The organism is Roseateles albus (assembly GCF_028595345.1).
GTDB lineage: Bacteria > Pseudomonadota > Gammaproteobacteria > Burkholderiales > Burkholderiaceae_C > Paucibacter_A > Paucibacter_A albus.
In genome coordinates this window covers 165,273-176,368 of sequence record NZ_JAQQXT010000005.1, presented here as the reverse complement: position 1 = coordinate 176,368, position 11,096 = coordinate 165,273, and the positions used below count along the sequence as shown (strand labels likewise).

Below are 11,096 nucleotides of genomic sequence, written 5' to 3'. Positions count from 1 at the left end.
AGCCCCTCGCCCAGCGGGTACGCTGGTCGGTCCCCCGCGGGGACGCCAGCCTGACGGCTGCCATAGCGGGCCGGCTCGGGAGCGGCCCAGCGCTCGGCCCGTGAGAACAGAGCACTCATGCGCGGCCTCCGCGCATGAGCGCTCTGTTCTCAATATCAATCCTCAGCACGATAGCCAGGGCCACACAATTCATCAAGATCGCCGATCCGCCGAAGCTCATCAAGGGCAAGGTCAGGCCCTTGGTCGGCAAAGCGCCCAGGTTCACACCCATATTGATGAAGGCCTGGCCGCCCATCCAGATGCCAATGCCTTGCGCGTAGAGACCGGCAAACACACGGTCCAGCGCCACTGCTTGGCGGCCAATATGGAACAAGCGGCGCGACAACCAGAAGAAGCCGATGATCACGACGGCCACGCCGACAAAACCCAGCTCCTCACCGATCACCGCCAGCAAAAAGTCGGTGTGCGCCTCGGGCAAGTAATGCAACTTCTCGACGCTGGAACCCAGGCCCTGGCCAAACCATTCGCCGCGCCCGAAAGCGATCAAGGAATGCGTCAGCTGGTAGGCCTTGCCTTGCGCGTATTTCTCGTCCCAGGGGTTCAGATAGGCAAAGATGCGCTCACGGCGGAAGTCGCTGAAGGCGATCATCAAGACAAAAGCGCCCACCAAGACCGCCACGATCAAGAAGAACATGCGGCCATTGACGCCGCCCAGGAACAGAATGCCCATCGCGATCGCCGCGATCACCAAGAAGGCGCCCATGTCCGGCTCCGCCAACAAGAGCACGCCCACCACGCCCAGGGCCATCGCCATCGGCCAGACCGCTTTGAAGAAGTTCTCCCGTGCGTCCATCTTGCGCATCATGTAGCTGGCCGCGTACATGGCAATAGCCATCTTGGCCAGCTCGGAAGGCTGGAAGTTCATCACCCCCAGCGGTAACCAGCGGCGCGCACCGTAAACCACCTTGCCCACACCGGGTATCAAGACCGCCACCAGCAAGACCAGCGAGACCACGAACATCCAGGGCGCCAAGCGCTCCCAGGTAGAGACCGGAATCTGCACCGTGATCAGCGCCGCGATCAAGCCGAACACCAAAGCGAAGATGTGGCGCGTCAGAAAATGCGTGGGCAAATATTTGGCGAATCTTGGGTTGTCGGGCATCGCGATCGACGCTGAATAGACCATCAGCAGGCCCAGGCCCATCAGGCCCAAGGTCACCCAAATCAGAGTCAGATCCAGCCCTTGAATGCGCGTGGGCTGACCCGCCGTTGGCGACACCCATTCACGCACGGGCACATCCACGGCCGCATCCTTGGCGCCGGGCAGCCAAGACTTCAAACGCTCGGCAAAGCTCTTCACGGACAGGCCCGCAGCAGCACTCATAGGCCCTGCCCCAGATCTTGTGCCAAGGCCTGCACGGCGGCGACAAACACCTCTGCGCGGTGCGCGTAATTGCGGAACATATCGAGGCTGGCGCAGGCCGGGCTCAAGAGCACGCTGTCACCGCTGTGCGCCTGAGACAAACACCATTGCGTCGCGGCCTCCAGGCTGGCGTGGTCTTGCATGGGCACGCCGCTGTCCGCCAAGGCGGCGCGGATCTGCTCGGCGTCGCGGCCTATCAGAGCCACGGCCCTGCCGTAACGCGCAACACCAACGGCCAATGGGCTGAAGTCCTGGCCCTTGCCGTCGCCGCCCAGAATCAATACCAGCTTGGCCGGCGCACGGTCGTCGCCCAGGCCCTTGATCGCCGCCACGGTGGCGCCCACATTGGTGCCCTTGGAGTCGTCAACGAAGTCAACCCCATTGAGCGTCCCCACATGCTCGACCCGGTGCGGCTCGCCGCGGTATTCGCGCAGACCATGCAACATCGGCGCCAAGGCGCAGCCAGCGGCCGTTGCCAGCGCCAAGGCAGCCAAGGCATTGGCGGCGTTGTGGCGCCCGCGCACTCGCAAGGCGTCGGCGGGCATCAGGCGCTGCAGCGTGATTTCTTCTTCCTCGTCGCCCTTCTTGCGCCTAAGCGTTTCATCTTGTTCGCGAGCCCGCACCAACCAGGCCATGCCACCTTCCGTGACCAAGCCAAAATCACCCGGCCGGTCCGGAGCGTCCAGGCCAAAGCGAGCGACTTTGCGCCCAACCGATTTGGCCGCACGGCCCCGCCCTTGCTTGACCATCACGGCGGCCGGCACCATGGCTTCGACGGCCGGGTCATCGCGGTTGATCACCATCAGCGCGGCCTCACCGAACACGCGCGCCTTGGCCTGCGCATAGGCCTTCATATCGCCATGCCAATCAAGATGGTCTTGGCTCAAATTCAAGACGGCGGCAGCCGTCGGCTCAAAACCGCGCACCTCGTCGAGCTGGAAACTCGACAACTCCAAAACCCAGACTTCGGGCAAAACTTCAAACACCGGGCCTTTGGGCGGCGGTGGGTCTATAGGCAGCGGCGCTTCATTCAAGAGCGCATCGACCATCTCCATGGTGGTCTGCTTGTCCTCGCCTTGCTCCACGGCTTCAGCCACAGTTTCAGCAACAAGCTCCGGCGCGGTTTCAACCTCAGCCCCAGCCTCGACTTCTACTTCAACTTCTGGATCAGAGACTTGATGCGCCGGCTGCTCTGTCACGGCAGGCTCGGTCATCGACTCAACAACAGGCTCGGGCTCTTGGTCCAGCGCCACTGCCAGCGTCGTCAGCATGCTGGGGCCAATATTGCCGGCCATCACGACACGCTTGCCGGCCCGCTCGACCAGCAAAGCCGTCATGCAGGTGGTGGTGGTTTTGCCGTTAGTGCCGGTGATGGCGAGCAAGGCCGGCGCGTACTGGCGGCTTTGCTTCAGATCGGCCAGCGCTTGCGTGAACAGGCCCAACTCGCCTTGCACCGGCACGCCGGTCTGCTTGGCCAGCGTCAAGAAGGGAGCGATGCGGGCATCCAGCGGCGACAGGCCTGGGCTCTTGAGCACCATCTGTATGCCGTTCAACGCGCCGACAGGCAGGTCACCATGGAAGAACTCTGCGGCCGGCAGCTCGGCGCGCAGCTTTTCCAGCTGCGGTGGATTGGCGCGCGAATCCCAGACCTGGACGCTGGCGCCATAACGCGTCATCCAGGCGGCCATGGCCAGGCCGGAGTCACCCAGACCCAGAATCAAGACGCGAATGCCTTCGTAGCTGCGCATCGCCTTACCTGAGCTTCAAACTGGCCAAACCAACCAGGCACAGCAGCATCGTGATGATCCAGAAACGCACGACGACCTGCGTTTCTTTCCAGCCGGACTTTTCGAAATGGTGATGCAGCGGCGCCATCTTGAAGATGCGCCGGCCCGTGCCGTATTTCTTCTTGGTGTATTTGAACCAGCTCACCTGCAGCATCACCGACAAGACTTCAGCCACAAAGATGCCACCCATGATGCCGAGCAGCATTTCCTGCCGCGTGATCACCGCCATCGTGCCGAGCGCGCCGCCCAGCGAGAGCGCGCCTACATCGCCCATGAAGACCTGCGCCGGATGGGCGTTGAACCACAAAAAGGCCAGACCAGCGCCGGCCATCGCGGCGCAGAAGATCAGCAACTCGCCGGCACCGGGGATATAGGGCAGAAGCAGGTATTTGGAGAACACCGAGGAGCCGGTGAAATAGGCAAACAGTCCCAGCACCGAGCCCACCATCACCACCGGCATGATGGCCAGGCCGTCCAGCCCGTCGGTGATGTTGACCGCATTGCTGCAGCCGACGATGACGAAGTAAGACAGTCCGATAAAGCCGAATACGCCCAGCGGATAGCTGACCGTCTTGAAGAAGGGCACGATCAAGTCGGCCTTGGGCGGCAGCTCGGTCGAGAAGCCGCTGCTGACCCAGCGGAAGAACAACTCGATGACGCCGAAGATCGATGTTTCCGACACGCTGAAGGCCAGATACAGCGCTGCGATCAAGCCAATCAAGGACTGCCAGAAAAACTTCTCGCGGCTGGCCATGCCCTCGGGATCTTTGTCGACCACCTTGCGCCAGTCATCGACCCAGCCAATTGCGCCAAAACCCATGGTCACCAGCATCACCACCCAGACAAAGCGGTTGCTCCAGTCAAACCACAGGAGCGTGGACACGCCGATGCCGATCAGGATCAAGACACCGCCCATGGTGGGCGTGCCGCTCTTGACCAGATGCTGCTGAATGCCGTATTCGCGGATGGGCTGACCGATCTTCATTTCGGTCAGCTTGCGTATCACCCAGGGGCCAAATGCGAGACCGATCAACAAGGCCGTCATGGCCGCCATCACCGCACGAAAGGTGATGTACTGAAAGACGCGCAAGAACCCGAGTTCGGGATAGATGCTCTGCAACCATTGAGCCAGACTAAGCAGCATTGACTGTTCCTCCGCCGTGGGCTTGCAAAGCGCTAACGACCCGTTCCATCTGCATGAACCTCGAACCCTTGACCAACACGCTATTGACCACCGGCAACTCGGTAGCCGTATTCAATGCCGCGACCAAATCGGCGCAGGTATTGAACTGACGGGCCGCCGGGCCAAATGCCGCCGCGGCGTCAGCCGCCGCACTGCCGGCGGTCCAGAAATGAGCAATCCCACGAGCAGCGGCATAAGCGCCAACCTCGCGGTGAAACGCTTCGCCTTGATCACCCACTTCGCCCATATCGCCGAGTAGCAGCCATGAGTTGCGCCCCAAGTCGGCCAGCACATCAATGGCGGCGCGCACGCTGTCCGGGTTGGCGTTGTAGCTGTCGTCGATCAGGGTGACGCACCGGCCACCCTGCATAAAGTTCTTGAGCTGCGAGCGACCCTTGACCGGCTGAAAGCTCTCCAGCCCGCGCACGATCGCCGTGAGTGGCGCACCGGCCGCCAGCGCACAGGCCGCTGCGGCCAAGGCATTGCGCACATTGTGCAAACCCGCCACGGCCAGCGCTACCGGCGCATCACCGGCGGGCGTATGCAACTCCAGCGCCCAGTGACCCACCGAAGCGGCGCCTGCGCCGTCTACCCAGTTCGCCTTGCCCGTCACATCGGCTTCACCCTGCAGGGCAAAACTCAGGTGCGGACGCGTGCCGGCCATGGCGTGCCAGATCGGCGCGCAAGCATCTTCGGCAGGGAACACGGCCACGCCGGTGGCACCCAGCGCCTCGATGACGGCGCCGTTCTCGCGCGCAGCGGCCTCTACCGTCTGCATGAATTCCTGGTGCTCGCGCTGCGCGTTATTGACCAAGGCCACCGAGGGTGCCGCCATCTGGGCCAGGGGGGCGATTTCACCCGGATGGTTCATGCCCAGCTCGACCACTGCCGCGCGCATCCATTGCGACTTGTCCTGGCGCAAGCGCAGCAGGGTCAGGGGCACGCCGATATCGTTATTGAAATTGCCCGCCGTCGCGAGCGAATCCTCGCCCAACCAGGCCTGCAAGATGCTGGCGATCATCTGGGTCACCGTGGTCTTGCCGTTGCTGCCGGTGACAGCGATCAGCGGCAGCTCGCACCGAGCACGCCAGGCGGCCGCCAAATGACCCAGGGCCGCCTTGGCATCGGGCACCAAGATGCCGCTCATGCTCGCTTCCAGCAGGCCGCGCTCGGCCAGCGCCGCCACCGCACCGGCGGCCTGCGCCTGTGGCAAAAAATCATGCGCATCAAAGCGCTCGCCACGCAGCGCGACAAACAAGTCGCCCTGCGCCAGGCTGCGGCTGTCGCTGTGAACGCGGCCGATCAGGGTGGCGGCGTCGCCGATCAGCTGCGCTTGCGGCACGGCGCTCAAGAGCAGGCTATGGGCTTGGCCCAGCGTCATCATGGGGCTCACAGACCTGCCCTCGCGATCAAGGCCAGACGTGCTTCATCAACATCGGAGAAAGGCCAGCGCTGGCCCTTGATTTCTTGATAGTCTTCATGACCCTTGCCTGCCACCAGCAGCACATCGCGTGGGCCGGCCTGCAGCACAGCAGCCTGGATGGCCGACCGGCGATCAACCATGGTCAAGGGCGCGCCGCCCACTCCGGCGGCAATATCGGCCAGGATTTGCGCGGGGTCTTCATCACGCGGGTTGTCGCTGGTGATGATCACCTTGTCCGCCTTGGCAGCGGCAATCGCGCCCATGGCCGGACGCTTGGCACGGTCACGGTTGCCGCCACATCCGAACACACAGATCAGCTTGCCGCCGCGCGCCTCGGCCAGCGGCTGCAGCGCCGTTAAGGCCTTGTCCAGGGCATCCGGCGTATGGGCATAGTCGACCACCAACTGCGGCAACTCCAAGCCATTGCCGACCCGCTGCATGCGGCCGGGCACCGGCGTGACTTGGCCCGCCACAGCGGCGATTTCCGCCAGACCATGGCCGAGTGCCCGCAAGCAGCCGATCACCCCCAGCAGATTGGCGACGTTGTACTCGCCGATCAAGCCGGTCTCGATCAAGATCGCCTCTTCCGCTTCGCGCAGCGTGAAGGCCAGGCCGCCGGCGCGGTAATGCAACTCGGTCGCCCGCAGTCGAGCGGGGCTGCTCAATGAACAGGTCCAGATGTCCAGCTTGGCGCCGAGTTCAAACGCCAGCTCGGCGCCCTTGGGGTCGTCGATATTCAGGACAGCAGCGCGCAGGCCCGGCGCATCGAACAAGGCTCGCTTGGCGACCCAGTAGGCCTCCATCGTGCCGTGATAGTCGAGGTGATCCTGGGTGAAATTGGTGAACAAGGCGACCCGGATCTCGCTGCCGCTGAGGCGGAACTCCTTCAAGCCTATCGAAGAAGCCTCGATCGCGCAGGCCGTATAGCCCTGGTCTTGCATGCGGCGGAAGTTCGCTTGCAGCAGCACCGGGTCGGGTGTTGTCAGGCCGGTGTATTCGATCGCAGCGGCCTGCCGACCAGGAATAGGCGGCTCGCCCACCCCCAAGGTGCCGACCACGCCGCAGCGCTGACCCAACAAGCTCAGCGCCTGCGCGCACCACCAAGCGGTCGAGGTCTTGCCATTGGTGCCGGTGGTGGCTATCACGCTCAAGGCCTTGGAGGGCTGGCCGTAATAGGCGGCGGCGATCAAGCCAGTCTTGGATTTCAAGTCCGGCAGCGACGCAACACGGGCGTCCACAAAACCACAACTTTCAACCCCGGCGTCTTCGACCAGGCAAGTCGAAGCACCCGCGGCCAGGGCCTGCGCCACGAACTCGCGACCGTCGCGCGCATAGCCGGGCCAGGCGATGAAGGCATCTCCCGGCTGCACCGCGCGGCTGTCGGTACGCAGAACACCGGTGGTCCATTCTTGCAACCAACGGGCGCAGGCTTCGGGAGATTTGAGGCGGGTCAGCATGATGGTTTCAGAAACTCTCTTCTACGGCCTGCGTTTTTTGGCTGGCGATGATCTGTGGCTTGACCTCAAGATCGGTAGGCACATTGAGCAGGCGCAGGCTTTGCGCGACCACTTGGCTGAACACCGGCCCGGCTACCGCGCCGCCGAAGTAGGCGCCGTTGCTAGGCTCGTCGACCATCACCGCGACGATGATGCGAGGGTTGCCGATCGGCGCCATGCCCACGAACCAGGAACGGTATTTCTTGCTCGCATAGCCCTTGCCTTCTTGCTTGTGGGCTGTGCCCGACTTGCCGCCGACGCTATAGCCGCTGACCATTGCTTGCGGCGCGGTGCCGCCGGGGCCGGCCGCCAGCTGCAACATGCCGCGCATGGTTTCGGCCGTCTTGGGTGAAAACACCCGAATGCCGGTAACCACTTCGTCGGGCGACTTGCGCATCATGGTGATCGGGATCACCTCGCCGTTATGGGCGAAGACGGTGTAGGCGCGGGCCAGCTGCAGCAGCGAGGCGGACAGGCCGTAGCCGTAGGCCATGGTGGCCTGCTCGATCGGCCGCCAGCTTTTGTAGGGCCGCAGCTTGCCGGTGATAGCACCAGGGAAGTCGATCTGCGGCCGCTGACCCAGGCCGATGGCAGTGAACAGCTCATGCATTTCACGCGGCGGCATGGACAGGGCCAGCTTGGCAACACCGACGTTGCTGGACTTTTGAATGATCTGCGTGACGGTCAGCGTGTCGCGCGGCGTATGGTCGGTGGGCGACCAGCCGGCGATGCTGACGCTGCCGCGCCCGGTGTTGATGACGCTGTCGGGCGTGACCCGGCCGGTTTCCAAAGCCAGGCCAACAATCATTGGCTTCATGGTCGAGCCGGGCTCGAAGATATCGGTCAGAGCCCGGTTGCGCAGCTGTGCGCCGCTGAGGTTTTTGCGCTCATCGGGCTTGTAGCTGGGGAAGTTGGCCAGGGCCAGGATTTCGCCCGTTTGCGCGTCCAGCACGACCACGCTGCCGGCCTTGGCCTTGTGCTCGGCGACTGCGTCGCGGATGCGCTGGTAGGCAAAAAACTGCACCTTGGAGTCGATCGACAGGTCGATATCGCGGCCATTGGCAGCCGGCACGCGCTCGCCGATGTCTTCCACCACGCGGCCCAGCCGGTCGCGCACAACCGAGCGGCTGCCATCACGCCCCTGCAGGTCTTTTTGGCGCGCCAGCTCCATGCCTTCCTGGCCCTTGTCCTCGATATTGGTGAAGCCCACCACATGGGCGGCGGCTTCACCTTCCGGGTACTTGCGCTTGTATTCGCGGTCTTGGAACACGCCTTTGAGCCCCAAGGCCTTGATCTGCGCGGCGATCTGGTCATCAGCCTGGCGTTGCAGCCAGACAAAGCGGGTGGCAGGGTCCAGCTTACGCTCTAATTCGGCGTTAGAGATACCGAGGATCTTGGCCAGCGCCTTACGCTTTTCGGGGTCGGCGTCAACCTCTTTGGGGATGGCCCAAACCGAGGGCACGGCCACGCTGGCGGCCAGCACTTGGCCGCTGCGGTCATTGATGCGGCCGCGACTGGCCGGCAGTTCCAGCTGATGCACATAGCGCGCCTCGCCCTGCTTTTGATAAAACTGCGTACCAATCACCTGCACATAGAGGGCGCGGGCCAGCAAGCCGGTGAAAGCGATGCCGACCAAGGCAACCAGAAAGCGCGAACGCCAGACCGGCGTTTTGGATGCCAGCAATGGACTGCTGGAATAGGTGACACTGCGCGTGCCCTGGTTGGCCACCATGGCTTTGGCGCTGCGCGCCGAACGCTTGTTCGGCTCGGCACCGCTGGAGCGAGCGCGCTTAAACCATTTCATCGCGAGGCTCCGGCTTTGCTGGCGGCCGCAGCGGCGGCGTGATCTTCGGCGGTTTGAATCACATTCGGGCTGATCGCGCGCATCTTCAAGCGCTCACGGGCAACCTGCTCCACGCGCAAATTGGTCGCTTGCGCATGACGCTCGGCCTGCAGGCGCTGGCTGTCGGCCTCCAGGCGGCGGCCTTCGGCCTGCGCCCGGTCCACCTCGGTAAACAGGCGGCGGGCCTCATAGGCGCTGCGCACCAAGACCATGCCGGACCCCAGCACGATCAGCAGCAAAACAAAATTCAGCCGGCCCAACATGGCCTACTCGCCCCGCCGGCGCTTGTGATGCTCAACAGGCAGCGGCACGTCGGTGCGCTGCGCAATGCGCAGGACGGCCGAGCGTGAACGGGGATTGGCCTGCACCTCGGCCTCGCTGGGCTTGATGCGGGCAATCGCCTCCAAGGCCAAGGGCTTGGGCTCGGCAAACAGCGCGCGGCGGTCGACCACCTGCTTGCTGTGGCCGCCGATGAAGTTCTTGACGATGCGATCTTCAAGCGAATGGAAGCTGATGATGGCCATGCGCCCGCCGGGTGCGAGCAGCGCCAGCGCCGCGTTCAGCCCTTGCTCAAGCTCCTCAAGCTCGCCATTGACGTGAATCCGAAGAGCTTGAAATGTGCGCGTGGCGGGGTTTTGGCCCGGCTCGCGTGTCTTGACCGCACGAGCCACGACTTCGGACAAGTCATCCGTGGTTCGGACGGCTCGGCCCTCGACGCGGCGAGCAACAAGCGCCTTTGCAATTTGCACAGCAAACCGTTCTTCCCCATAGTTGCGCACGACCTCCGCAATCTGGCGCTCATCGGCGCGGGCCAGGAAATCCGCGGCACTTTCGCCGCGGGTGGTATCCATGCGCATATCCAGCGGCCCGCTAAAGCGGAAGCTGAACCCACGCTCGGGGTTATCAATCTGCGGGCTCGACACGCCCAGGTCCAAGAGCACACCCTGCACCTGCTCGATGCCGATGGCGCGCAGCTGCGCGCGCATATCGGCAAAGGCCGAGTGAACAATCGTGAAGCGCGGGTCGCTGATGCGATCCGGCCCTTCGGTGGCGGCGGCAATCGCCTCCAAATCGCGGTCAATCGCGATCAAACGGCCCTGTGGGCTGAGCTTATTCAACAACAGGCGGGAATGCCCGCCACGCCCAAAAGTGCCGTCAACATAAATACCGTCGGGTGAGGTCAGGACGCTCTCGACGGTTTCATTCAAGAGCACGGTGGTGTGCGAGAACTGTGGTGCTTGCGTATCCATCAGAAGCTGAAGTCCTTCAAGGCGTCCGGCATCTCGGACTGCATGACCTGGGCTTCATGTGCGGCATAGGCGGCCGCATCCCAGAGTTCGAAATGACTGCCCATGCCCATCAAGATCACATCTTTTTGCAAGCCGGCGGCGGCACGCAACTCGGGCGAAATCAGCACGCGCGCAGCACCGTCGATTTCGACATCCATCGCATTACCCAGAAACACTCGCTTCCAGCCGGAGGCCGACATTGGCAGAGCCGCCACACGCTCCCGAAAACCCTCCCACACCGAACGCGGAAACACCACCAAGCAGCCATCGGGATGCTTGGTGATCGTCAACTGACCGGCGCACAGCGCCTGCAAGACCTCGCGGTGGCGTGTAGGGACGGCCAAACGCCCCTTGGCATCCATTGCCAAGGCTGAAGCCCCTTGAAACACAAAATTCGCCACGGCGACCCACCAATCTGCACTTATCCCCACTTTACTCGATGCGAGGTCAAAGATCAAGGCAGGTCAAATATTTTTCAATTAAATCAAGTACTTAGCGGAGAGTTGCAAACCAGGCAAGAAGTAAAAATCGTTCAAAAATAAGGACTTGCGGCCTGATCTGCATGTTGAAGATGAAGTGACTAAATCGAGTTCAGCCTCCTGTCACCAGCGTTTCACGCGCTGCTGTCACGCTCTTGCCTTCAAATCGACCA

General features: G+C 63.0%; 9 protein-coding genes. All 9 read right to left on the bottom strand.

All coding sequences use genetic code 11. The features are described from left to right. Window positions 1-115 precede the first annotated feature (115 nt). Entirely contained in the window at window positions 116-1,384 is a 1,269-nt protein-coding gene (gene ftsW, locus PRZ03_RS10180; RefSeq protein WP_273600209.1) for a putative lipid II flippase FtsW, read from the bottom strand. After that, window positions 1,381-3,171: a UDP-N-acetylmuramoyl-L-alanine--D-glutamate ligase gene (gene murD / locus PRZ03_RS10175; protein WP_273600208.1), complete on the bottom strand. Its 1,791-nt coding sequence runs from the start codon at window positions 3,169-3,171 to the stop codon at window positions 1,381-1,383. Before murD ends, ftsW begins: the two co-directional genes overlap by 4 nt. 4 nt (window positions 3,172-3,175) lie before the next feature. Continuing rightward, the gene (gene mraY, locus PRZ03_RS10170) at window positions 3,176-4,354 is read right to left on the bottom strand and encodes a phospho-N-acetylmuramoyl-pentapeptide-transferase (protein ID WP_263534608.1); all 1,179 of its coding nucleotides are present in this window, start codon (window positions 4,352-4,354) and stop codon (window positions 3,176-3,178) included. Continuing rightward, window positions 4,344-5,777: a UDP-N-acetylmuramoyl-tripeptide--D-alanyl-D-alanine ligase gene (locus PRZ03_RS10165; protein ID WP_273600207.1), complete on the bottom strand. Its 1,434-nt coding sequence runs from the start codon at window positions 5,775-5,777 to the stop codon at window positions 4,344-4,346. The genes mraY and PRZ03_RS10165 overlap by 11 nt, the downstream gene beginning before the upstream one ends. Before the next feature lie 5 nt (window positions 5,778-5,782). Then, entirely contained in the window at window positions 5,783-7,273 is a 1,491-nt protein-coding gene (locus PRZ03_RS10160) for a UDP-N-acetylmuramoyl-L-alanyl-D-glutamate--2,6-diaminopimelate ligase (RefSeq protein WP_273600206.1), read from the bottom strand. Between the two features lie 7 nt (window positions 7,274-7,280). Beyond that, a complete protein-coding gene (locus tag PRZ03_RS10155) occupies window positions 7,281-9,044 on the bottom strand; it encodes a peptidoglycan D,D-transpeptidase FtsI family protein (RefSeq protein WP_273600331.1) in 1,764 nt (587 codons plus the stop codon). Window positions 9,045-9,112: 68 nt separating this feature from the next. Then, on the bottom strand, window positions 9,113-9,418 hold the full coding sequence (gene ftsL / locus PRZ03_RS10150) for a cell division protein FtsL (protein ID WP_263559117.1): 306 nt from the start codon (window positions 9,416-9,418) through the stop codon (window positions 9,113-9,115). A 3-nt stretch (window positions 9,419-9,421) separates the two neighbouring features. Continuing rightward, on the bottom strand, window positions 9,422-10,405 hold the full coding sequence (gene rsmH / locus PRZ03_RS10145) for a 16S rRNA (cytosine(1402)-N(4))-methyltransferase RsmH (protein ID WP_273600205.1): 984 nt from the start codon (window positions 10,403-10,405) through the stop codon (window positions 9,422-9,424). Beyond that, window positions 10,405-10,833 carry a division/cell wall cluster transcriptional repressor MraZ gene (mraZ, locus tag PRZ03_RS10140; protein WP_263559151.1) on the bottom strand — a complete coding sequence of 143 codons (429 nt, stop codon included), beginning with the start codon at window positions 10,831-10,833 and terminating at the stop codon, window positions 10,405-10,407. The genes rsmH and mraZ overlap by 1 nt, the downstream gene beginning before the upstream one ends. Window positions 10,834-11,096 lie beyond the last annotated feature (263 nt).

Bases quoted from the DNA above. Each gene is read 5' to 3' on its own strand.
- ftsW (WP_273600209.1), bottom strand. From the start codon at position 1,384: ATGAGTGCTGCTGCGGGCCTGTCCGTGAAGAGCTTTGCCGAGCGTTTG.
- murD (WP_273600208.1), bottom strand. From the start codon at position 3,171: ATGCGCAGCTACGAAGGCATTCGCGTCTTGATTCTGGGTCTGGGTGAC.
- mraY (WP_263534608.1), bottom strand. From the start codon at position 4,354: ATGCTGCTTAGTCTGGCTCAATGGTTGCAGAGCATCTATCCCGAACTC.
- PRZ03_RS10165 (WP_273600207.1), bottom strand. From the start codon at position 5,777: ATGATGACGCTGGGCCAAGCCCATAGCCTGCTCTTGAGCGCCGTGCCG.
- PRZ03_RS10160 (WP_273600206.1), bottom strand. From the start codon at position 7,273: ATGCTGACCCGCCTCAAATCTCCCGAAGCCTGCGCCCGTTGGTTGCAA.
- PRZ03_RS10155 (WP_273600331.1), bottom strand. From the start codon at position 9,044: ATGGTGGCCAACCAGGGCACGCGCAGTGTCACCTATTCCAGCAGTCCA.
- ftsL (WP_263559117.1), bottom strand. From the start codon at position 9,418: ATGTTGGGCCGGCTGAATTTTGTTTTGCTGCTGATCGTGCTGGGGTCC.
- rsmH (WP_273600205.1), bottom strand. From the start codon at position 10,405: ATGGATACGCAAGCACCACAGTTCTCGCACACCACCGTGCTCTTGAAT.